The following is a 23639-nucleotide window of genomic DNA, read 5'->3' as shown; positions in this document are numbered from 1 at the left end:
CCCTCTATACCTCTATATCGCTAACAGGTAGAACTGGTAAATAGCTATTGAGTGCTTTAGTAATTGCTGTTATATTACAAGTCAATTCCAGTTCCCTAAATTCTAGTAAACCCAGGATAAAATCGGGATTTTCCCTAGCTACCACTGGTAACTGATGTAAACCACGTAATGCCATGCGGTTTAAAGCTTCAGATAAAGGTTCATCAACCCAAGCATAAAGAATATCAGTAGTACAAATATCTATCAGTTTTTGGGTAGATAAAGTTCCGTGAATTTCCGGAGGCAAATTGGCGATATTTTGCCATAGAGAAAGAGTTCGCTTAATATCTTCCAGGGAAAGAATTCCCACCAATCTTCCTCCATCATCAATTATTAAAGCGCTGCGTGTACGTTCTTGGGTCATTGCCACCGCTGCCTCTATCACTCCCAGGGTAGCTGATAATTTTTGGGGACGAGTGTGCATGGCATCTGCGACTAACATTTGCTGCCACATTTCCACCTTTTCATCTTTCAACTCTGGCAAACCAATCTGTTGCAGATTAGAATTGGCATCTATTGTTGGTTTAATTCCTTCTACCAACCAAACACTTAGACCCACAGCCGCCATCAAAGGTAGTACAATGCGGTAATCGCGGGTTAATTCAAATAACATGATAATTGCCGTTAATGGCGCTCTGACGCTACCTGCTAAAACCGCTGCCATACCCACCATGGCATAAGCTGGAGGAGCAGCCATATATTTCCCCAGTTCTGGTGCTATCAAAACCAGAAATTTAGCATAAGTAGACCCAAAGGACGCACCTAAAAACATAGCTGGTGCAAATAGTCCACCGACAAAACCACTACCGGAACTTACTGCCGTCATCAGGAGTTTTAATCCTAGTAATATTAGTAATAGATTCAGGGAAAAATCCTCATCCTGTAGCATTGCTTGTACAGTTCCATAGCCAATACCCAAAATTTGCGGGTAGCGCCAACCTACTGCACCAATAATTACACCACCAATGATAGGCTGAATTGACTGAGGAATTTTCCCTAATAGCTTTAACCCTGGTAAATTCCCAGCAAAGCCGGCTTTAGCTAAACGAATTGATTCAGTATAAGCCAGAGAAATTAAACTCGCACCCAAACCCAAACCAAGATAAAGAGGTAATTCTAAGTAACTACGAACTTGATAAGCAGGTAAAGCAAAAGCCGGTTGTGAACCCAAGCCAATTTGACCAATTAAAGCGGCCACCACGGCGGCAAGTAAGACCACACTTACAGCCGAGGTAGCAAAATACGTAGTTCCCATGACTACTTCTAAGGCAAAAAATACTCCTGCAATGGGGGCATTAAAACCAGCGGCTAAACCAGCCGCCGCCCCAGCGCCCAAAAGTAACCGCTGGCGTTCCTGAGAGACTTGTAATATATCAGACAATAAAACCCCGAAATTCGTACCAATTTCTACACTTGGACCTTCGGGACCTAAGGACGCACCACTACCGAGAGAAACAGCCGCAGCGATCATTTTTGTCACTGGTCGTAGTGGTTTCTTGGCTTCCTTGCCTTGAGAAACAGCGATCAGAGATGAGAGTCCCGGTCCAAAATCCTGAGTGCGCCAACGCATCAAACCAACAATGATCCCACCTAGAGTAGGGACAGCGGCTAAAGTCCAAGCACCCCAGCCCCCAATCTGTCCCAGAAAATTTTCCAGCATCAAGTAGTTAATTAGCTGGATTAAATAGTGAAAGGTGACTATACCCATACCCGTACCACCGCCAATTAATACGGCTAAAAACAGCACTACTGTTTCTTGGGAGGGTTGAAAACGATTAATTAACTGGGTAAACTGAATGGAAGGTGTGGGAAAAGCAGGGGATTCCCTGACCTTCCTCTGGGAAGCAGGAGGCAAGAGAGTCATAGTCATTAACAACGGGGGTAAATTTCAGAAAAAATAAATCTATTTTTTATTTGTTATCTCTTATTGTGGTTCATTATGGGGGCAACTAGCCGATCAATAATTGATTAACTAAAATTACAAAATATGTGGGAAAAAAGAATTACGCCTGGTGGTGCTGACAACTTGAGTTAAGATTGAAAGGAGTATGTCACCTGGACTTCCATTCTCAATCTGATGCTATTCTTCAAATAATTACAAGTAATTATGGTAGAGGTAGTAAATTTTAAGTAAAATTCAATACTGCTATTGTTATATAGAAAATCAAGGGATTAGGCGGACGAGGTAGATGAGTACAAATACTTTTGATAATCATTATGTTACTTGCCCAATTTGTCGAAGAAATAACAGAACAACGCCAATTAGGTCTTACATTGGTTTGTTTACCTGTCCTTATTGTCAAGAAAAGTTAGTTGTTTGCCAAAGTGGACATTATGTACGTGATCCGTTTATTTGGAGACAGATGATGATCTCTTCGGATCTCCGTCGTCAAAGCCGACCTTTAGCCAGGATGATCAGAGATTTTATCTCTATTAAACGTCCTCTTTTGTCTTTGGTGCTGGGAAGTGTGGTTTTTTTGGCTATTATGACTATAACCCAAAACAATACGAGTCAAGATAGCCAAGAAATTACCCGAATCGAAAGCATCAACAAGGTTGAAAAATAGATTTTTGTAGAAGCATGAACTGAATTTTGGATTTTAAATTTTGGATTGAAAACTCAAGATTTGCAAAGCTTTTAAGCCTTCAAATGTAAACACAAGAATAAATCTAAAATCCAAAATCTAAAATCTAAAATTGTTTAACTGCTAGATTCATATGATAGCCAGCCTGGCCTGGCCATCTGAATGTACAGATATATCAGTAGGATACTCACCTCATTATGCCTCATTTACTTGCAATATTGTGTAATTACCACATCCAATAATTAGATCTCATGAATAGAAATAGAGATATATAAGTTCCCCAAATGAGAATTTTTAGAAATTGCTTATCGCCTCGTTCTAGCAAAATTGCAGCTAAAGTCATAGTTAAAGCTACAGCCGCAAAAATGATCTGCAACTCAACTTTGTCTACAGTTCTCCAGCTAAAATAAATACTACCGGCAGAAGCAACCACCGCCAATATTGCTAAACTCGTTACCCAAGCACGGGGATAGCTTGAGAATAAAGGTACATTAGACATTTCTGTTAACCCAAACCCTAGGGCTAAAGCCAAACTAGGATAAATGGGGAGTATGTACCAGGGAAGTTTGACGCTAATGAGGGAAATAATGAATAAATAAACGCCAAACCAGACAATAATCAGTTTTGCCCAACTTAAGTTATTATTCTCCCAGGTGATACGGATAATTTGGGGTAGAAATATCAACCAAGGCCATGTCCACTTACAGATTTCGAGGAGATAATACCAAGGTGGTTCTGAATTGCCATTAGTACCATTAGTACCATTAGTACCATTAGTACCATTAGTAATAGTTTTGATATCGGACGAAAACATATTGATATCAAGTCTCAACGGATAACCATAGTGGAATAGCTCAAACCCATACCAACAAAGTACGGGTAGACAACCAATAAAAATACCCATCCAGAAATAATAACAAGTTAGCAGTCTGGGTGTATCCCAATAGAGAAATACTAAGACAATTGCACCCAAATAAATGCCCGTTATGCCTTGAATTAGACAAATTAAGCCAAAACTAATGCCTATACCTAAACAGTAGCGTAAATCTCGACGCGATCGCAAGACAAACCACATCATCAATATCAAAAAACTGACAACTGGGCCATTTAATATGGCCAACCTGCCATAACAGACAACAGGCAGCATTGTCAGATAAATTAAAGAACTATAAATAGCTACCCAACGTTGGCGAAATATTTCTCTACCAATACAATATAACAAAGGTACAGAAATTGCCGTCAAAATCGCACCGGGTAGCCTGGTTGTCCAATGGTTAACACCACCCAGGGAATAAGCTCCAGCAATTAGCCAGTGTATAAGGGGCGATGTATGATGATAGGGTTCACCATCTAAAGTGGGGTAAAGCCAGCGCATTGAATCTGCTGGGGCTTGCCAAATTTCCCGTGCTACCTGTGCCACAATTGTCTCATCGCCATTTTGTAAAGGCAACCCCCCCAGATTAATGGTAAACAATATTACTGCTGCCAATAGCAATACTAGCAACCAGAGCCAATCAATCTTCTTTTCAACCACACGGTGTTGTTTTTCCAGATGAGTCCAAACAAAACTTCCTTCTTGCATATTTTATTGGTAATATTATGACTGCTGGGGTTCATTACATAGAGATCAGAGGCAATCTCCAGTTTTACCATCCAGAACCTATATTTTAAACAATGGCTATATCCCAAATTAACTCAGTTTCTCAGGAACAGAGATAATTTTTTGGCGAAGATTTTCTTATTAATTTTTTAAAAAAGTTTACAAGCATTTTCCCTATTAAATGATATAAATACTACTATCAGAAGTTAGTCAATTATCCCTAAGGAGAATGTCAATGAACCTACCTTTCATTTTAGATGTGGCACTAGGCCTAATTTTTATTTACTTAATTTTAAGTCTACTGGCTTCAGAAATTCAAGAACTAATAACAACATTGCTGCAATGGCGTGCTGAACACTTGAGAAGATCCGTGGAAATTTTCTTAGCTGGTGATGCTCAAAATTCAGAAAAGCCGGAAGTAATTCAACTAGTTAATAGAATTTATGGCAATCCTTTAATTCAAAGCATTAATCAAGAAGCCAAAGGTTTATTAGCAACTTTACCGCGCCGGGCGACTTGGGTATTTGCTTCATTCTTTAGTCTCTTGAGAAAGTCTAACTCTAGATTTAAGAAAGAAACTGTTTTTGGTGATCAAAAACGTAGTGCGCCTTCCTATATTGGTGGAGACAATTTTGCCAATACTTTTATGGATACCCTACAATTGCCAACTCTGGTAAAAAAGATAACCCAAATCAGGCTAGAGAAATTCAAGAAAGAAAATTTAGATGAGATTATACAAGTTTTAATTACCTTGGAAAGTAGCATTAATAATCAAGAATTATCGAGTGATTTTGCTAAAAGTATTGCTAAAGATTATAAGCAGTTGGAATTTGAGTATAATCGCATTGTTAATGAATTTCAAAACGAAAAATATGATATATACATGAGTATAAATCTGATGAGAGATAGCCTGGACAAATATATATATTGTTTCGAGTCCAATATGGAAAATCATGAAGATATTCTCGATAAACCTTTACGGGAACTAAAATTCCTGAGAAAAGATATTTTTGAAGATCCAGAAAAAGCCATAGTTCTGGGAGGGCTAAAACCTAATATCAATGAAATTGTCAAATCTATTAAAAAAGGTAGTGATATTCATGATGAAGTTATAGCCAACCTCCAAGACAAAGATAGTGAAACTTATAAAAAAGTTAAAGAACTAATTGATATTTTACCAGATTCTGTAGTCAATGGTATTGAAACTATGGCCAAACGGGTGCAAATGAGAGCTAAAAGCACGGAAGAAGGAATTACTCTCTTGCGGAAAGAAATTGAAAATAGTTTTGATAGTTCTATGGAAAGAGCCGGTGGTGTTTATAAACGAAATGCAAAAGGAGTTGCCATTTTAATTGGTATAACTTTAGCTATTGCTACTAATACAGATACTTTTCATGTTATTAACCGTCTATCTAAGGATTCCTTATTGCGGGAAATAATTATTAAAAAGGCTGTAGAAGTAAAATCATCTAATGATTTAGGTATGAATCAACCAGATCCTAATGAGCTTTTAAAGGATGTTGAGTTACCAATTGGCTGGACAATCCCTAACTTAACACAGCAAATTTGTGGAGATGATGTTTCTGCGGAAAATGCAATTTTTTGTGTAAGAGTAAAAAATGGTCAATCAAATGTTTCTGTAACGGAAATTGACTGGAAAAAGTTCAAAGTTAGTAATTCACCTATTTTCAGAGTTTTGATTATGATTGGTGGTTGGTTTATTAGCGGTATTGCTATTGCTATGGGTGCGCCCTTTTGGTTTGATTTATTGAGTAAAGTTATGAATGTGCGCAACGCGGGTAAAAAAGGCAAACAATCATCTAAAAATCAAGATGAATAATCTGAATAACGTAGATACCTGACTTCTTAAATAAGTCGGGTATTTAGTAATTTAGAAAATAAAAATTATCTGTAAATCCCATTCTTGATTTTGGCGAATAATTTGAATTTGTTGGATAAATTCGCGGAAGTAAAATCGTCGTTCTACTTCTGATAAATCCAACCAAAATTGGGGAATGGAAACAGCTTGAGCCACAGAACGCAAATTAACAGGAGGAAGAATGGCTAACTGAGCTTGAAGTTGAGAAATTTCTGTGCGGAGTTTGTAAGCTCTTAATTTTGCGGTTTCTGGATCTAAAATTCCAGTTTCTATAAAAGTGGGTAATTTCTCAAGAATTTCTTGTTGATGAGATATACTATCCCCTAAACTATTTTTAATAGCATCTAATTGGGGAAAATTCATTCCTGCTACAGCTAAAGGTAAATCTCGACAAACACTATCAATGGTTTTTTCTAAAACTACTTGGTAAGGAATAGCACGACATTTTGGTTGTTGAGGACAGTTGATTGCGCGTAAATATAAATACTCTTTATCCTGATGATTTTGGGTAACACGAGTCACAATCATCTGTGACTGACATTGATCACAAATAACTAAACCAGCTAAAGAACGGGGCGCACTAGCAGTGCGTGGTGGTAAAAGGCTGTTGCGTCGCAATAGTCTATCAACTTGCGCGGCTTCGGCTCTGGAAATGATAGCTGCGTGGGTATTAGAGATAATTTCACTATTTTGATAGGCGGTATCACCTCGATAAACTGGATTAGTTAACCACCGTCTCCCCGTAGTTACGGATATATTTTTGCCGTATTTTTTACTTAAAAACCGAACAGAATCGCGTAAAGAACCATAGAGTAAAAAGTGTTCAAAAAAATCTTTGACCACAGGTGAAGTAGTTCGATCAATAATATATTTACCATATTTACCCTGTCCTCTGCGGTAGCCATAGGGTGATTTTCCGGGTGGTGGTGAAGCTTCAAGACGATTACGAGCGTGTCCTTGACGAATGCGGCGACTACGGTGTTGATTTTGAATTTCTTGTAATAATTCTAGTAGTTCAGACCGGATTTGACTAGAATTGGATGTGTATGGTTGTTGTGTCGCAATTACTACGACTCCCATTGTTTCCACTTGCTTGAGGCGATCGCTTACTTCTGTTAAAGTATCACCTAATTCTTCTAAGCGCCGAACTAGTAGATAATGGACGGTTTCTGTTTGAGTTTGACAGTCAGTTAATAAGTCAGTTAATAATTGTTGTAGTTGGGTACGCTTTCCCAAATCCTGATAAATTCTATCTACCTCCCAACCCCAGTCACTGTGAGTGGGAAGAACATCTAATAGTGGATCAGTATAAGTATAAACAATTATTTTCACCATAGTCACGCAATTTTAGATTTGAGATTCCCCACGATTTACCCTTTGGGAACGTTTTGCGTACACCGCTATATAAAACCTACTCAAATCTACCTATCTACTGATAGGCTGATCCTTGAGTGTCGTTTACTTCCTGCTTCACTCTAAAAGTGTCGGCACTACTCAGTTCACAGGCTAAGACTGTCTAGCTGACAGCTTTTGAGAGATTAATAGCTGCGTTTAAATCCCTGTCGCATTTCCATCCACAGCTATGACACTCAAACACTCTTTCACTCAATGACAGAGTTTCTTTTTTGACTCCACAATCAGCACAGGTTTTAGAACTAGGAAACCATCTATCAACTATGACTAATTTTGAGCCGTACAGTTGACATTTGTACTCTAATTGTCTCCTAAATTCATAAAACCCCATATCAGAAATTGCCTTGGCTAGTTTATGGTTAGCTAACATTCCTGACACATTTAAATCCTCTATCACTATCACACCGTGGTTTTTGGCTACTAGCGTAGTTAACTTATGTAATGTATCTTTTCTGATATTCGCTATCTTTCCATGTAACTTAGCTATTTTCAGTTGGGCTTTTTTCCAATTGTTTGAACCAATGACTTTATGTCTGTTTAACCATTGTAATCTCCTGAATTTATCTTCATACTTTTTATAAGATTTAGCACCTGTAATTACTTCACCTGTAGATAATGTCGCTAGGTTTTTTACTCCCAAATCTACACCGACAATATTGGTTAAATTAGATGCTTGTGGTTTTACTTCTATTTTGAAACTAATAAACCATCTATCAGCTTGACGACTGATGGTGACAGACTTAGGTATAACTTGTGGTAATCTTTCATAAGTCTTTAATATTCCTAGTTTGGGAACTTGAATTTTATTATTACCCAAGATTTTTACTGTTCCTTCTAAGGTAAAACTGTCATGTTTTCCTTTCTTTTTAAATCTGGGGACTCCTGAGATTTTTTGAAAACATCTATCCCAAGATTTTCTTAAATTCCTTAATGCTTCCTGTGGGGCTGATTTAGAACATTCATAATACCATTGATTTTCAGGTTTAACTAAAGCTACTAACCATTTATGTAAATCTATTGCTGTAGGAAATTTGATTTTTTCTTGAGGATTATTTTGGTTATGGTGTAATATTTGTTTAGTTAATGATAATCCCCAATTCCAAGCATGACGGGCTACTCCACAGTGTTTTACTATGTTTACCCGTTGATTTTGGTTGAACTTTAACTCAGTTTTAAAGCCTAGTAGCAATATCTTTTAACTCCTCTATAATTTTCTGGTTTTTATGACTTCTCGACCCATAAAGTCTAGCAGAAAATACTGTTATGTCCATTTGGGGTTCTTTCTGGTATTATTTTACCATCTAGTTCCCATCTTCTGAGAGTGGAAATACTCACACCTTTTAATTTTGCTGCCTCTGATATAGTTAATTTAGTCATATCTCAAGTATACAAGTATAGCATACTCATTGATGAGATATGAGTAGATTTAGATATACATTTTGATTCAGTTACTAGCCCCCGATTGTTTATAAACTTGTTCTGGGGTTAGGTATTTCATCTTGCGGTTAAATCCGATTAACCCCAGTATACTACGTTATTTTGAGATTAAATGACCAGACTCCTAATCAACAGCGGTGGAACTCAATTTCACTGCTTCCCATAAAACCATGTTTGGTGAGGTGGTGGGGAGAGGTTGATGGAGAGCAATCAGTTGTGTTAAAGTAGCCTTTAACTGTGTACGGGGGACGATATCATCAACAAACCCATGTTTAAGTAAGTCCTCCGCAGTCTGAAAATCTTCAGGGAGTTTTTCCCGCAAAGTTTGTTCAATTACCCGTCTTCCAGCAAAACCAATTGTTGCTTTCGGTTCAGCGATGATAATATCACCTAACATGGCAAAACTGGCGGTAACACCTCCCGTGGTAGGGTTGGTTAAAACGGGAATATATAATAGTTTAGAATCTCGGTGACGTTGTAGGGCGGCGGATATTTTTGCCATTTGCATTAAAGATAGCATTCCTTCCTGCATTCTCGCACCACCAGATGTGCAAATAATGACTACAGGATAACGCCTTTGGGTAGCTTGTTCAATCATGCGGGTGAGTTTTTCCCCGACGACAGAACCCATACTTCCACCCATAAATCGGAAGTCCATGACCCCTAATGCTATTGGAAGGGTATTAATTTGCCCTAACCCAGTTTTAACTGCATCTATCAGTCCTAGTTTTTCTTGGGTTTCTTTTAAACGATCAATATAGGGTTTGCGATCGCGGAATTGTAAGGGATCGGTTGGGCATAAATCTTCATCTAATGGTTTCCATGTATTAACATCAATTAATTGACGAATACGCTCATCACTATCAACCCGATGATGATAACCACATTCACTGCAAACCATTTGATTGGCTTTCAAATCTTTTGTATATGTTAAAACACCACACTTAGGGCATTTATGCCATAAACCATCAGCAATTTCCCGTTCTTGACGTTCTAAGTTGCTACTTCCCGATTTACGGCGATTTGCGAACCAATCCAATAGAGATTTTAAACCGCGTGATTCTTCGTTATTTGCCATTTTTATCTGAATCTAATTAGGTATGAGGTCAAAAATGATCAATATATTGTGATTGACATTAAGCGACCCGGAGGTGGAGATTGAGAGTTGTAGATTTTGGATTTGAGAAGGTTAGAATTATGACTTTTGTAACTGCTTTGACCTGGATGATTGCTTAGATATTACCAAAATCTAATATCTTCATGGGGTGATCACAACTACAGTCAGAAAGGATAAAGATTTGGATTGATAAAATCATCAGCATGAGATAAAAAAGATTTAAAAGTTTGATGTTAATATCCGGGTAACAATAATCTCATATATTGACACTCTCTGGTCTAAAGACACACAGATTCTTTAAGACTTGCTTAAAAGGAATAGTCAATTATTCCGCTACACGCTCAAAACAACTACCAGTACGACAGGTATTGCAATTGCGCTTACTTTTACGTTTTTTTGCTTTCCGAGTCCATCAAATTTTGGCGGTATTACACTCCATATTTTACCTTTACTTGTTTACCTAGGCTACAGTCAAATGCTGAAACGAGATAAATCAGGGGTTTCTCCTTATTAAAATACTTCTTCGTGTAGATGGTTGTTCTTACTTGCGGTTTAATTATATTATATCTTATGCTCGGCGAATAAATTCGCTGTTGGCACTTTCTCCACTGTCTAAAGCCAAGTGGCTTCCGTGCCTTTCGGCAATTTTCTGGTGAGACAAAATAGTGTCACTGCTAAAGACAGTAATTACCGCACTTAAAGCTAGAAATGGTCCAAAGGGCATTTTTTGACCCATTTGCTGACGGGAGAGGATAATTGCTCCACTTCCTATTAATACACCCAAAATGCAGGAAATAAAACTCGCTAGTAGTAAATAACGCCATCCTCACCATGCTCCCATCATAGGGGACAGGGGACAGGGAACAGGGGACAGGGGACAGGGGACAGGGGACAGGGGACAGGGGACAAGGAGGACAGGGGGACAAGGAGGACAAGGAGGACAAGGAGGACAGGGGGACAAGGAGGACAAGGAGGACAGACAAGAGATACAGAGATTAGATTTCTATTGTTTTCCCAAATGTACAATTAATTTTGCCCAGGTAATTAATATATATAGGATTCGATTTGATTCAACGGGATAAAACATTCCTGTGGTAACAGCACTGGGTACTGAGTAAAAATAACTTTCCCCCGATGAGTGACTCGACTGATGGCGACTCCTGTAGCTTTTCCTACTATTTCCGGGTGTACTTCACAGTAGGTATAGTAAATTTGACTAGCGGCTTTAATTATATTAGGGTCAATCAAAGACGGTTGATTTTTTTGTGGAAAGTTTGCTTGTTCTTGTTTTAAAGCGTACACAATTTGCTTTTATATAAGTTATAGATTTGCTGCCGTTTGACAAACTTAGTTTATCTGAAATTTTTAACATTATAGATGTTAAAACTTCCAGATTTATACTTTAACGTGATTTTAACTCAAGAATTTGTATCAGTGCTGCGCCCATAGCCCGACAACCGACAAGCTGCATTCCTGGTGACATAATATCTCCTGTGCGATAGCCTTGTTCTAAAACTTCTAAAACACTATTTTCAATTAAGTCTGCTGCTTCTGGCTGGTTTAAAGCATAACGCAACATCATGGCGGTACTTAAAACCTGTGCTAAGGGGTTAGCTTTGTCAAGTCCTGCAATATCCGGGGCTGAACCGTGAACTGGTTCATAAACACCAGGACCATCAGCACCCAAACTAGCAGAAGGTAACATTCCTATACTACCGGTTAACATAGCGGCTGCATCTGAGAGAATATCACCAAATAGGTTTCCTGTGACAATCGTATCAAATTGTTTGGGAGCGCGAACTAATTGCATGGCCGCATTATCTACATATAAGTGAGATAATTCAACATCAGTATATTCTGCGGAAAGTTGTATCATGCGATCGCGCCAAAGTTGAGATACTTCTAATACATTGGCTTTATCCACAGAACAGAGTTTTCCGCCGCGTTTTCGTGCCGTTTCAAAGGCTACGCGCCCAATACGTTCAATTTCTGACTCGCTGTAAACCATGGTATTTACACCGCGTTTTTCTCCGGTTTCCGTTGCAAATATGCCCTTAGGCTTACCGAAATAAATGCCGCCAGTGAGTTCACGCACGACCATGATATCTACACCTTCGACAATTTCCCGTTTGAGACTAGAAGCGTCAATTAACTGGGGGAGAATTTTCGCAGGGCGTAAATTAGCAAATAGCCCTAAACCAGCCCGCAGCCCTAATAAACCTGCTTCTGGGCGTAAATTGGCACTAAGAGAGTCCCATTTGTAACCACCGATAGCCGCGAGTAAGACGGAATCACTATGCCGACACTTATCCAATGTGACAGCAGGGAGGGGTTCACCGGTTTCGTCAATAGCAGCGCCACCAATTAAAGCCGTGGAAAATTCAAAGTTAATATCAAAGGTTTGACTGACGCATTTTAGCACGTCCACCGCGACAGCCATAATTTCTGGACCAATGCCGTCGCCAGGTAGTAGGGTAATGTAGTATTTTTGGGTCATGGTTGGGTTTTGCTGGGTGAATGTTTACAGATATAAGTAGGTTGGCGTGAAAAATTGTCGTTATGACAAGGGAACTCTTAACTCTTAACTGGGAACAGGGAACTTTACTTTTCGTTACTTATGTCGGTTTTTTTCCGTTTATCTACTTATGTTGAGTTTTTGGACTAGTTGAGTTTTTGTGGCACACCCACAGTGATCAGGTTTAACAGAGTTTCGTCTTCTGTTGATTAACCTTCTGAGTTAAAAATACTCTTAAACGAGCGCCCATATCTCAATCACTTTACTAGATGTTTTCTTCGTATTTACTTATCTTTACAGATTTTGGTTGTTTCACCCCAACTTACTTGTCAGTAAATCAAAAACAATGTAGGATAAAGGAGAACACGGTCAGTGTGATTATTAATCAAATTTTGGCAATTCCTTATGCACTTAAATAAATCTAGTCAGCGGATTTTATGGCAATCCCAACCGATGACAATGATACCTGAGAAGGGGGAGATGGAACTACCTAAATCCTGGAGATGGCGTGAATGCGATAGCGCAAGCGCTGACTTGTCAGTTCGCTGGTGGCACAGATAGTGATAAGTTGGATCTAATCAAGGTATAAAATCAAATAAAAGTATAATTAATTTTGCTTTATTACTTACTTCTAATAACGCACTTACGAGACTTACCCCCTTTACAAAGCAACGCTAAATGATATTAGACAACGAAAAATATCGGAAAGTTCATGAGTGGATGACAAAATATACAGAGGAAGGTACTGTAGACATTGTTACAGGTTATTTTACTGTTGGGGCTTTAGCTTATCTTTCTCAGCAAATTAATCATAAAATTGCTAAATTTCGACTAGTGCTTGGGGATATTGTTAACCTAGATCAAGTCGAGAATCGTCCGTTAGATTTACTAAACGAGAATATTACGATTGAAGCGGCTCTGAATCTTAGTCTTTTGGCACAGGAAGCCGTTATTTTTTTAAGACAGGACAAGGTTAAAGTAAAAACTTTAGAGCCAAATTTTTGTCATGCTAAGTGTTACTTATTTGAGCCATTGAAGGACGATGATCGCAATAAGTATTTTATTTCGGGTAGTTCAAACTTAACTGAGGCAGGAATTGGCCTAAAGCATACAAATAATTTAGAATTGAATATTGCTGAGACGGGGAATAATCATCAATATAAAGAATTGGTAAAATGGTTTTATTCACTTTGGATAAAACCTCAAGCTCATCAAGAAAAAACTCTCTTATTGAAAGATGGAACAACTGAAAAAGTAGATTTTAAGCAATATCTAATTCATGAAATTGAAAAAATATTTATTAAATATACTCCCAGAGATATTTACTATAAGATATTATTTGAGTTGTTTGGTAATCAAGTTTTGGAAATTGAGAATGATCCAGACTTTAATCGTCAAGTTGGTAGATTAGAAAATACTGCTATTTTTACTGCACTTTATGACTTTCAAAAAAAGGGTGTTCTGAGTCTGATTCGGATGCTACAGAAATATAATGGAGCTATTTTAGCAGATGCGGTGGGTTTAGGAAAAACTTGGAGTGCTTTGGCTGTGATGAAGTTTTTTCAAATGCAAGGACGGGAAGTTATATTACTTTGTCCTAAAAAATTAGAAAGTAATTGGAGACGCTATAAGGAAGATCAAGCATCAAAATTTGAAACCGATAAGCTTAAATTTTTCATTCGTTTTCATACTGATATGAACAGCGATCGCCTAAATTCCTATCATGATCGCGCTGATAAGTTTTTTTGTGATGACAAACCCAAATTAATTGTCATTGATGAAAGTCATAATCTCAGAAATGACAAATCTAATCGTTATAAATTTTTAGTTGATCAAATTTTAAAAAAGAATCAAGATATCAAAGTTTTACTGATATCAGCAACTCCCATTAATAATTCCTTAAATGATGTCAGAAATCAATTTAAGTTAATGGTTCAAGGTGATGTACATGACTATGATAGCAAATTAGGTGTAAAAAATATTGATTATTCCTTTAAACAAGCACAGACTATATTTAACGAGTGGCGCAGAGATACAAAACCTCAAATCGGCAATTTTATTAAAAAGCTCTCAGACAATGATTTTTTTAGGTTAACAGATTCTCTATTAGTTGCGAGAACTAGAAAAATGGTGGAAGGTCAACAGACAAATTTAGTATTTCCTACTAAGATAAAGCCTAAAAATTTATTTATAACACCACATCAGCTTGGTAATTTTGAAACCTTTGAGGAATTGTTTGATCATTTTCCACCGATGTTATCAGGATATCAGCCAGCTTTTTATTTAGATGATGAATCAAATCAGCAAAAAGACGCTAAGAAAGATATATTACGCGATGAAAAATCACGCGATCGCTTTCTAGTTAAGATGATTTATATCTTGATGGTGAAGCGATTGGAGTCTTCTTGGTTTTCCTTTTACTCAACAGTTGAGAAAATCAAAAACCATCATCAAAATGCTTTAGATAGGATTAAAGCATATCAAGCAAGCAAGGTGAAAACAGCATTATTAGAAAATGATGTTTATGATTTAGAAAATGATGAAAATGATGAAAATGATGATGATTTTACTGAAGCAGTTGAACAATATACCTTAGGTAAAAAACGCCCGATTAGGATCGCAGAAATTGATCAAGCTGGTAATTTGGATAAATTTAAGGAGGATCTAAAAAAAGATTTAGATGCTCTCGATAAGCTTTCTGTCAATTTGCAAAAGTTTCATATCAAAATTGATAAAGAAATTAAGAAGCCTAATCAGTTTAAATCCTGTGATGACAAGTTGGAGAGACTGATTACAGAAATTATCGAAAAGCGGAAATCAGGGGCAAATAACCATAATCAAAAAGTGGTAATTTTTACAGTCTATCGTGATACAGCGATGTATTTATTTAATCAGCTTCGAGCTAGAGGTTTTGACAAGATGGCGATTGCATCGGGGACAGGCTCATGCTCAGATGATAGCGATCGCCAACAGTCTATGGAAGCAATTCTCGAAAGATTTGCACCATATACCAAGCTATTTTGTGAAAAGGAATGGTCTTTTAGCTCTGAGAAACAAGGGTTAGAAGCTTTTGCACAATGGCAAGAATGGGTTAAAGATAATCACCCCCAGACGTATCAAAAGCTGAATAATCCTCTTGATATCTTGATTGCTACGGATGCTCTCAGTGAGGGACAAAATTTGCAAGATGCTGATATGGTGATTAATTACGATATTCATTGGAATCCTGTGCGAATTATTCAACGCATGGGACGGATTGATCGCTTGGGTAGTCCTAATCAACAAATTTTTGGGATTAACTTCTGGCCATCAGATAATATTAATTCCTATCTCAATTTGCAAGGACGGATTGAGCAACGAATGGCAACGATGAAGTTGGCGGGAGCAGAGGTGGATCATCAATTTTCTGATAGTTTTGCTAAGATGGTTCATGATGAAGAGTTTGATCAAAAGATGAATGATTTGATGATGCAGCAAATGCAAGTCACTTGGGATGATATTGAAGTAAGCGATCAAGGGTTAGGCTTTGATAGTTTGTCTTTGGAGCGATATCGTCAGGATTTATTAGCAGAATTTAATCGTGACAAGGATAAATATCGCCAAATGCCCAAGGGTGTCTATACGGGATTTGTAGCAGAGCAGAAATCTGGTGTTAGTGATGATTTGAGTGATGGTATCATTGCTTTGTTGGGGTATCCTGCCAAACCAGCTAAGAAATTAGATCATCAATATCAGGTGTTTGATTTAATTTACATTGATAAATCAGGTAAATTAATTTTAAAAAATCAAAAAGAAGTTTTAGATTTGCTAACCTTGTATAAAGATAATGAGCGTTTTGTACCAGATGCAATTGATCGTGGTGAAGCAGTGGTAATTGCAGAGTTGGTGAACGCGCTTAAAACTTGGTTAAGCAGTCAAGCAGTGCAAACTGAGGAAATGGAAGATGGTTCTATCAAAGAAACAATGGGTAATGAAACGCTGGGAATTTTGCAAGGCTTAAAAAAAGGTAACAAGGCTTCTATAGATAGGATCAAGCAAAATGTTACAGTTGATGGTAAATATCAGCTTAATAATTTCGACTTAATCAGTTGGGTTTTATTAACGGTATAAAATTATGCAACTAACAAGATTTAATGAAATAGATTTTTTACCTGCTTTAAAGGAGTTGTTTGGTAAGTCAAATCTAAATATACCGATTAATTATGTAGATGATAAGCCGGTTTCGGCAAAAAAAATATTACAGAATACTTATAAAGATAATGAGGTTTTTAGGTTAATTAATGATGTTTATTTTGTTGGGTTAGTAGATGATGCAGCTTTTAGAGGTAATCAAAGTTTAGCGATTGATCAGATTAAGTCAGATTATGATGGAATTTTGATTTTTGGGGTGACTTTAAATAATCGTGATCATGGACAATTACCAAAGCGATCGCATTTAGCAGAAATATCACGGGCGTTTAATCGGGAATTTTACTATACACCTGTGGTGGTGGTGTTTAAGTACACTGATGCAAATAGCGAATATCTAGCGTTTGCAAATACCGAGAGATTGAAATACAAGGACAATCAAGAAGGTGAGAAACCGGGGAAGGTGACACTGTTACGGGATATTGATATTCGACAACCGCATTCTGGGCATCAACGTATTTTAGCAGAGTTAGCAATTCCAACAACAGGTAAGGATCGAGTTAATTCTTTTGCCAATTTATATGCTTATTGGCAGAAGGTACTTGATGTTAGTTTGCTGAATAAGAATTTTTACAGAGAACTTTCTAACTGGTATTTTTGGGCAGTTGGGCGCGTAACTTTTCCCTCAGAACCAAATTTGCTTAAAGCTCAGGCTAAGAAGGTTAGTCTTGAAGATTTGAAACAAGAACACAAATCTAAAAATGTGATTCGTTTGCTGACGCGATTGCTTTTTGTGTGGTTTATTAAAGAAAAAGGACTAATCCCTCCAGAGCTTTTTAATCTTGATGATTTACAAAGGGATATTCTCAAGAATATCTCTCCCTATACTGATTTAGGACTCTTTAAGCAGGTAAATCAAGAAAGTATCTATTACAAAGCTATCTTACAAAACCTCTTTTTTGCAACGCTAAACTGTCCAATTAAACCAATGGAAAGCCACGATAATCGCGTCAGAGGCTTTCGGAAAATGGATAACTATGGACAGCACCGAGACGCTAACTTTTTGATGCGCTACAGGGAACACTTCCAGAATCCAGAGAGACTTGTGGAAATGGTGAATGGTGTTGTCCCTTTCCTCAACGGTGGGTTATTTGAATGTTTGGACGATAAGTTAAACAAGGTATTTATTGACGGATTTTCAGACAATCTACCTAAAACAGAGCAATTGATTGTTCCTGATTATTTGTTTTTTGGAGCAGAAGAGAAAGTTGATTTAAGTGCAGAATATGGTGCAACTAATAAGGGGACAAAAGAGGCGGCGGTCAAGGGTTTAATCAATATTCTCAAAGCTTACAAATTTACGATTACAGAAAATACCCCAATTGAAGAAGATGTCGCACTCGATCCTGAGTTGTTGGGTAAAGTATTTGAGAATCTTTTGGCTAGTTATAATCCTGAGACAAAGACGACAGCCAGAAAGCAAACAGGCTCTTTTTATACGGGCCGTGAAATTGTTAATTACATGGTGGATGAGAGTCTCATTGCTTACTTAAAAAATGAGTTACTTGCTCAAGAATCTGGATATAAAGAGGAAGATTTAGATCGGCAATTGCGTCAACTGGTTTCTTTTGATGCTGTTAATCCATTTGAAGGAAATGCTGAGGTTCAGAAACGGATTATTAAGGCTTTGGATAAATGTACTATTCTTGATCCTGCCTGTGGTTCGGGTGCTTTCCCGATGGGGATTTTGCAAAAGATGGTACATATTCTATTTAAAGTTGACCCGAAAAATACGGAATGGAAACACCGTCAAATTGCCAGAGTTGAAGCGGCTATTAGTCAGTTAGAGGAGTTAGATGATGCTCAATATCGGGAGCAAAGTATTCAAGATTTGAATGCTCAAATTAAGGATATTGAGGAGGCTTTTGCTAATAATGAGTTAGATTATGGACGTAAGTTATATCTGATTGAGAATTGTATTTATGGGGTAGATATACAGTCCATTGCTACCCAAATTTCTAAGCTACGGTTCTTTATTTCGTTGGTGGTTGATCAAAAGGTTGATCTAAATAAGGATAATTTTGGGATTCGTCCTTTGCCTAACCTCGAAACTAAGTTTGTAGCGGCTAATACTTTGATTGGGATTGAGAAACCAAAGGTGCAGTTAAGTTTGTTTGATACGCCAGAAATCAAGAAATTAGAGGCGGATTTGAAGAAGGTCAGGCATCGTTTATTTAGTTCTAAGTCTCCTAGTCATAAGCGCAAGTTGAGAGATCAAGATAAGGCTTTGAGAGAAAAAATTGCTGTAGTTTTACAAAAAAATGGCTGGGAAACTGATACTGCAAATAAATTAGCAAACTGGGACCCATACAACCAAAATGTTTCTTCTCCTTTCTTTGATTCAGAATGGATGTTTGATATTTCAGATGGTTTTGATATCGTGATTGGTAATCCGCCTTATGGAAACATTTTTAAAGACAAAAAAATGTTCGATCAAATTTTGAAATTATATTTGACAGCAGAATATAAGATCGAGGCGTATTCTGTTTTTGTTGAAAAAGGAACAAATTTATTGTCAAATGATGGAATATTAAATTTTATTACACCTTACACATTTTTGTCAGGAACATACTTTTCAAAGTTTAGACAATTTATTAAGAATAATTGTCTAAAAAAATTAACAGTTTTAGGAAAAAAAGTATTTGAAGCAGCAGAAGTAGATACTTGTATTATATTTCTTCAAAAAAATACAAGTCATAGGTTTTGTTCATTACTCGATTTAAGAAAAAATAATTATCTAGAATCGCTAAATAATATACCTCCAACAAACATTCCTCTAGATGTATTGTTAAGTTCATTTCAAGAAGTTATATGTGTTGGTAGTAAAGATGAAATTGAAATTTTCCAAAAATTAAATCGTCAAATCTTAAAGCTTGATGATTTAATAGAATTTTATCATGGAATACAAACTAGGGGCAACAATGATTCCATTTTTGAGGATCAAATTGATGGAACTTACCCTATCATTAAAGGACGTGATTTTAATAAATTTTATTTGGGTAGAATTGAACAGTATTTTATACTTAAATCAGGAAATATTAAATCGGGAGGTGATCTTAGTTACCACTATACCAATCCAAAACTTATAATAAGAACAACGGCAGATGGCATAATTGCAACAATTGATAGGAATAAAAATCTTGTTCTTAATAGTGTAAATATTGGTATTCTAAAATCAAAAAATAGCTATAGTTTAGAGGCTATTCTTGGAATAATTAATTCCAAGCTAATAGATTTTTGGTATAGTATGGCTGTTCAAGAGTTAGATAAAACATTTGCCGAAGTTAAGATTGTTTATTTGAAGAGAATACCAATTCCAAACTATACGGAAACAAATAATAAATTGATTGCTACTATAGTTGAAGTTATTATTTTTTCTAATTTTCAAAAAAGAGGATTTTACAAGCAACTTGATGATATTTTAGATTCTTTGGTTTTCAACGTGTATTTTCCTGAACATATGAAAAATTGTGGCATAAATGTGTTAGATTTTATCGAAAGAGATATTACAGAAGTTATGCAAGGTAAGGAATTTAAAAATTTATTAGATGAAGAAAAACAAAAAGTAATTGAACAACTTTATGACAAATGGACAGATCCAGATAATGAAATTCCTAACCGCATCAAACTATTTGCTGTCAGAAGTCCTGATATTTTAAAACCCATCTTGGAAAGTAAATAATGAAGCGAATCAAAGAAATTAAAATCAAAAACTTATCTTTTCTTTTGCTTAACTAACTACCCAATTTTTTTTGCCTTTTTCCACTTTTTCAGCAAGCCTTAATTATTATTCCATAAATAAACTCGGTTCTACATGAAAAAAATCTCCTAAATTCCGTGCTTGTTCTGCATTTATCTTTTCTTGTCCATTAAAAATATTATTAACTATATCTTCATTTCCTAAAACTGCTACTAAATCATCTCGACTTCTTTCAGATTCTTCCAATAAAAATAATAACATAGATAGAGGATGATTTTGCTGATTAGGTTGATAATTTTCTTTTTCAAACTTTTCTATTAAAGTAATTAACAACTGATATAATTCATCTTCTTCCGGTGTACGTTTCCGGTGCATTAAATCTTCCACGATTCCTAAAGCTTGCTCATTTTCCGCTTCAGTTTTTATCAACTTGGGAAGATAAGCTGTTAATAATTCCTTGTATTTTTCCCGATTAAAAGTAAGGGTCATTAATTTTTATTATCTATTCGGGTCTGTCAACAAACACCGTAACGCCATTAATACCCGTCTAGGACTTTTGCGTTGCATAGCCATTCTCAACCAATAAGCAGCTTCCTCCTTACCCATAGCCAGGCTTGGCATATTCTGGGGGTGCTGTACCATTGATGTCTAATTTTTATCAATTATAATGAGTTTGTTTCTAGATGTTACACCAGATTTAATTGTAATAGATGATTTAGGAACATCAAATTTTTTGGCTAATAGTTTAATTAGTTCTTCGTTGGCTTTACCGTCTACTGGTGGTGATTTTAAATGTACATTTAAACTACCATCTGCTAATTCTTCAATCTTTTGCTGCTGGGAATTTGGTTTAACTTTTACTATTTTTTGCATTATCTAAGTAGGTTGGCGTTAAAAATTGTCGTTATGACAAGGGAACAGGGAACTCTTAACTGGGAACAGGGAACAAGGAACTCTTAACTGGGAACTCTTAACTGGGAACAGGGAACGAGGAATTTTTTGGCGCTGCTGAATTGAGGTGTGAAAATCAAAAACTCCATTTCTCAAACTCTCACTCTTTATCTACTTTCCCTGTCTCTATTTTTTTCTGGAGGTTTTAAGTAATCCCTAACATTCTATTTACTTGTTGTAATGCTAGGGGTTTGCGTTCGATATTTTGGAAACATTCAATATTTTTTAGTTGTATGTAAGCAGTTTTGAAATTACTCGTTTTTAATAAAACAATGTCTTGATAAACTGCTTCTTGGGGAATTTTTATTTCTATTACCAAGTCTTGTAGTTGATTTTGGCTGATAGCTATATTCAAATATTTCAAAAATACTTCTCTTTTCTTGGAACGAACAGTTACCAAGTACCAGTTATCAATGCTTTTTTCTGATGGGTTTGAATCTATGGTTTCGATTTGTGACATGATTGCAGGTTTGACTTTTTTGAATTTATTTCAAGAGGAATTTCAAAACCTGATTTGTTTGATTAATTGATCATGGAAATCCTAATCAGCCAAATCACAGTTCTGACTTATTTAACCAATATTTGTAAGCTGCATAAGCTAGGGTGACTACTCCTGTCATAATAGCAGATTCATCAACTTCAAATTGTGGATGATGCAGGGGATGATTAATTATTCTCTCTTCATAGCCTACACCCAAGCGAAACATTGCACCAGGGGCGTGTTCTAAATAAACAGAAAAATCTTCTGCACCTAAGGATGGTTCTGGTAAAATCTGTACACGCTCATTAGTCCATGCTTCTTCGGCTGCTGATTGTAATAGCTGCGTTAGCGTATTATCATTTTGGACACTGGGTACACCTTGACGATAATTAACTTGATATTTCGCATTATAAGAATTACAAACGTTAGCTACTATCTTTTCAATCCAATCTGGTAAATTATTACGAGTTTCTGGATGTAGCGATCGCACTGTCCCCAATAATTGTACTCTATCAGCAATTACATTTGGCGCTCTCCCACCATTTATTTTACCAATACTCAATACTACGGGACGCAAAGGATTTTGGGTACGACTAATGGCCTGTTGTAATGATGTAATTACTTGTGATGCAATCCAAATCGCATCTATGGCTTCATGGGGACGCGCACCGTGTCCAGATTCACCAATAATAATAATCTCTAAATCGTCTGCTGCGGCTGTTAATGCACCATAACGAATACCAATCGAACCTGCGGGAATGGAAGGAAAAACGTGCAACCCTAAAATGGCCGCAACATTATTCATAACTCCATCTTTTACCATCCAATTTGCACCTTGAGCTATTTCTTCCGCTGGTTGAAATATAAACCTCACTTTTCCCCCCAATTCTGAGGCAATTTGGGAAAGTATCATCGCTGTTCCCAAACCTACTGTAGTATGAATATCATGTCCACAAGCGTGCATGACTCCGGGAATGCGAGAAGCATATTCTAAACTTGTACGTTCTTGAATGGGTAAAGCATCCATATCAGTACGAATTGCCAGTATATTATCACTATATTGTGTCCCTTTTAATTCACCAATCACACCTGTTCTGCCTATTCCCTCTTCTACGTGCAGTCCATTGGCGGATAATACACCAGCAATAAAAGCAGCGGTTTGATATTCTTCTCCGCTCAATTCTGGATGTGCATGAATATGTCGGCGGATTTCGACTAATCGAGATAATATACTTATTGATAATTCTTTGATTCTGTTGAGCATGGAAATAATTCTAAATTAATTGGGACTGAATTACCACAATTATTAGTATAGCATTTTATGAACAAAAATGAAATCACGGCGAATTACGATGAATCCTGGAAAGAAGCATTAAACGAATATTTTGATAGTTTTTTATCCTTCTTCTTTCCTGTAGCTTATAAAGCAATTGATTGGACAAAACCACCGGAATCACTAGATAAAGAACTGCAAGAAATTACGGCTTCATCAGCAACTGAAAAACGCATAGCCGATAAACTTTATAAAGTTTGGTTATTGGATAAAACACAAGTATGGATTTTAATTCATATTGAAATTCAAAGCCAATATGATGTTGACTTCCAAGAACGGATGTACACTTACAGCACTTCCCGGTGTTATGAGGTACAGTAACAACAATTAGTGAACCAATTTTTTAAATGTTGAGGATTCATCAAATCGAGAGCAACAGAAATAACTTTATCAACTATTTC

Annotated in this window: 16 protein-coding genes and 3 pseudogenes; 5 read left to right on the top strand and 14 right to left on the bottom strand. The window is 36.6% G+C overall.

Features of this window, described 5'->3' with window-relative positions:
- Positions 1 to 4: 4 nt before the first annotated feature.
- Complete coding sequence (locus H6F62_RS16225; RefSeq protein WP_168359403.1) at positions 5 to 1903, bottom strand: chloride channel protein; 1899 nt, start codon at positions 1901 to 1903, stop codon at positions 5 to 7.
- Positions 1904 to 2228: 325 nt separating this feature from the next.
- Between H6F62_RS16225 and H6F62_RS16220 the strand changes: the two genes are divergently transcribed.
- Positions 2229 to 2606 (top strand): hypothetical protein, encoded by a 378-nt coding sequence (locus H6F62_RS16220; RefSeq protein WP_190372486.1) that lies wholly within the window; start codon positions 2229 to 2231, stop codon positions 2604 to 2606.
- A gap of 247 nt (positions 2607 to 2853) precedes the next feature.
- Here H6F62_RS16220 and H6F62_RS16215 read toward each other — a convergent pair.
- Positions 2854 to 4206, bottom strand: a pseudogene (locus tag H6F62_RS16215) (glycosyltransferase family 39 protein); the annotation flags it as partial.
- Positions 4207 to 4459: 253 nt separating this feature from the next.
- Here H6F62_RS16215 and H6F62_RS16210 point away from each other — a divergent pair.
- Positions 4460 to 6064, top strand: a complete 1605-nt coding sequence (locus H6F62_RS16210; protein WP_190372485.1) for a hypothetical protein — start codon at positions 4460 to 4462, stop codon at positions 6062 to 6064.
- A 51-nt stretch (positions 6065 to 6115) separates the two neighbouring features.
- Here the strand turns inward: H6F62_RS16210 and H6F62_RS16205 are convergent, their stop codons facing one another.
- The 7 genes and pseudogenes from H6F62_RS16205 to leuB form a co-directional block, all read right to left on the bottom strand.
- Positions 6116 to 7435 (bottom strand): recombinase family protein, encoded by a 1320-nt coding sequence (locus H6F62_RS16205; RefSeq protein WP_190372493.1) that lies wholly within the window; start codon positions 7433 to 7435, stop codon positions 6116 to 6118.
- A 184-nt stretch (positions 7436 to 7619) separates the two neighbouring features.
- A complete protein-coding gene (locus H6F62_RS16200) occupies positions 7620 to 8705 on the bottom strand; it encodes an RNA-guided endonuclease TnpB family protein (protein ID WP_137907317.1) in 1086 nt (361 codons plus the stop codon).
- 56 nt (positions 8706 to 8761) lie between these two features.
- Positions 8762 to 8893, bottom strand: coding sequence for a helix-turn-helix domain-containing protein (locus H6F62_RS16195; RefSeq protein WP_236097082.1), 132 nt, complete (start codon positions 8891 to 8893; stop codon positions 8762 to 8764).
- Positions 8894 to 9077: 184 nt separating this feature from the next.
- A complete protein-coding gene (accD, locus tag H6F62_RS16190; protein WP_137907318.1) occupies positions 9078 to 10031 on the bottom strand; it encodes an acetyl-CoA carboxylase, carboxyltransferase subunit beta in 954 nt (317 codons plus the stop codon).
- A gap of 607 nt (positions 10032 to 10638) precedes the next feature.
- Positions 10639 to 10923: pseudogene (locus tag H6F62_RS16185) on the bottom strand (A24 family peptidase); the annotation flags it as partial.
- Between the two features lie 191 nt (positions 10924 to 11114).
- Entirely contained in the window at positions 11115 to 11372 is a 258-nt protein-coding gene (locus H6F62_RS16180) for a hypothetical protein (protein ID WP_137907319.1), read from the bottom strand.
- 100 nt (positions 11373 to 11472) lie between these two features.
- The gene (gene leuB / locus H6F62_RS16175; protein ID WP_137907320.1) at positions 11473 to 12567 is read right to left on the bottom strand and encodes a 3-isopropylmalate dehydrogenase; all 1095 of its coding nucleotides are present in this window, start codon (positions 12565 to 12567) and stop codon (positions 11473 to 11475) included.
- 696 nt (positions 12568 to 13263) lie between these two features.
- Here leuB and H6F62_RS16170 point away from each other — a divergent pair.
- Together H6F62_RS16170 and H6F62_RS16165 are read left to right on the top strand one after the other, a co-directional pair.
- Positions 13264 to 16695 carry a helicase-related protein gene (locus H6F62_RS16170; RefSeq protein ID WP_190372484.1) on the top strand — a complete coding sequence of 1144 codons (3432 nt, stop codon included), beginning with the start codon at positions 13264 to 13266 and terminating at the stop codon, positions 16693 to 16695.
- A 4-nt stretch (positions 16696 to 16699) separates the two neighbouring features.
- On the top strand, positions 16700 to 20455 hold the full coding sequence (locus H6F62_RS16165) for a TaqI-like C-terminal specificity domain-containing protein (protein ID WP_190372483.1): 3756 nt from the start codon (positions 16700 to 16702) through the stop codon (positions 20453 to 20455).
- Between the two features lie 105 nt (positions 20456 to 20560).
- Here the strand turns inward: H6F62_RS16165 and H6F62_RS16160 are convergent, their stop codons facing one another.
- From H6F62_RS16160 to H6F62_RS16140, 5 genes are all read right to left on the bottom strand, one after another.
- Entirely contained in the window at positions 20561 to 20962 is a 402-nt protein-coding gene (locus tag H6F62_RS16160) for a hypothetical protein (protein ID WP_137907323.1), read from the bottom strand.
- Between the two features lie 9 nt (positions 20963 to 20971).
- Positions 20972 to 21115 carry a hypothetical protein gene (locus H6F62_RS16155; RefSeq protein WP_168359252.1) on the bottom strand — a complete coding sequence of 48 codons (144 nt, stop codon included), beginning with the start codon at positions 21113 to 21115 and terminating at the stop codon, positions 20972 to 20974.
- A 6-nt stretch (positions 21116 to 21121) separates the two neighbouring features.
- Entirely contained in the window at positions 21122 to 21346 is a 225-nt protein-coding gene (locus tag H6F62_RS16150) for a DUF167 domain-containing protein (RefSeq protein WP_137907324.1), read from the bottom strand.
- A gap of 223 nt (positions 21347 to 21569) precedes the next feature.
- Positions 21570 to 21884, bottom strand: coding sequence for a chromosome segregation ATPase (locus H6F62_RS16145; protein ID WP_137907325.1), 315 nt, complete (start codon positions 21882 to 21884; stop codon positions 21570 to 21572).
- 94 nt (positions 21885 to 21978) lie between these two features.
- Complete coding sequence (locus H6F62_RS16140; protein ID WP_137907326.1) at positions 21979 to 23169, bottom strand: M20 family metallopeptidase; 1191 nt, start codon at positions 23167 to 23169, stop codon at positions 21979 to 21981.
- A gap of 57 nt (positions 23170 to 23226) precedes the next feature.
- Between H6F62_RS16140 and H6F62_RS16135 the strand changes: the two are divergent.
- A pseudogene (locus H6F62_RS16135) lies at positions 23227 to 23532 on the top strand (hypothetical protein); the annotation flags it as partial.
- Positions 23533 to 23639: the final 107 nt, after the last annotated feature.

Origin of the sequence: Anabaena sp. FACHB-1391 (genome assembly GCF_014696755.1) — a bacterium.
GTDB classification, from domain to species: Bacteria; Cyanobacteriota; Cyanobacteriia; order Cyanobacteriales; family Nostocaceae; genus Dolichospermum; species Dolichospermum planctonicum.
This window is presented reverse-complemented; position numbering and strand designations above follow the sequence as displayed.

What these genes read in the sequence shown, in the direction of transcription:
- H6F62_RS16225 (WP_168359403.1), bottom strand. Translation starts at nt 1,903, where the DNA reads ATGACTCTCTTGCCTCCTGCTTCCCAGAGGAAGGTCAGGGAATCCCCT.
- H6F62_RS16220 (WP_190372486.1), top strand. Translation starts at nt 2,229, where the DNA reads ATGAGTACAAATACTTTTGATAATCATTATGTTACTTGCCCAATTTGT.
- H6F62_RS16210 (WP_190372485.1), top strand. Translation starts at nt 4,460, where the DNA reads ATGAACCTACCTTTCATTTTAGATGTGGCACTAGGCCTAATTTTTATT.
- H6F62_RS16195 (WP_236097082.1), bottom strand. Translation starts at nt 8,893, where the DNA reads ATGACTAAATTAACTATATCAGAGGCAGCAAAATTAAAAGGTGTGAGT.
- accD (WP_137907318.1), bottom strand. Translation starts at nt 10,031, where the DNA reads ATGGCAAATAACGAAGAATCACGCGGTTTAAAATCTCTATTGGATTGG.
- leuB (WP_137907320.1), bottom strand. Translation starts at nt 12,567, where the DNA reads ATGACCCAAAAATACTACATTACCCTACTACCTGGCGACGGCATTGGT.
- H6F62_RS16170 (WP_190372484.1), top strand. Translation starts at nt 13,264, where the DNA reads ATGATATTAGACAACGAAAAATATCGGAAAGTTCATGAGTGGATGACA.
- H6F62_RS16165 (WP_190372483.1), top strand. Translation starts at nt 16,700, where the DNA reads ATGCAACTAACAAGATTTAATGAAATAGATTTTTTACCTGCTTTAAAG.
- H6F62_RS16160 (WP_137907323.1), bottom strand. Translation starts at nt 20,962, where the DNA reads ATGACCCTTACTTTTAATCGGGAAAAATACAAGGAATTATTAACAGCT.
- H6F62_RS16155 (WP_168359252.1), bottom strand. Translation starts at nt 21,115, where the DNA reads ATGGTACAGCACCCCCAGAATATGCCAAGCCTGGCTATGGGTAAGGAG.
- H6F62_RS16150 (WP_137907324.1), bottom strand. Translation starts at nt 21,346, where the DNA reads ATGCAAAAAATAGTAAAAGTTAAACCAAATTCCCAGCAGCAAAAGATT.
- H6F62_RS16145 (WP_137907325.1), bottom strand. Translation starts at nt 21,884, where the DNA reads ATGTCACAAATCGAAACCATAGATTCAAACCCATCAGAAAAAAGCATT.
- H6F62_RS16140 (WP_137907326.1), bottom strand. Translation starts at nt 23,169, where the DNA reads ATGCTCAACAGAATCAAAGAATTATCAATAAGTATATTATCTCGATTA.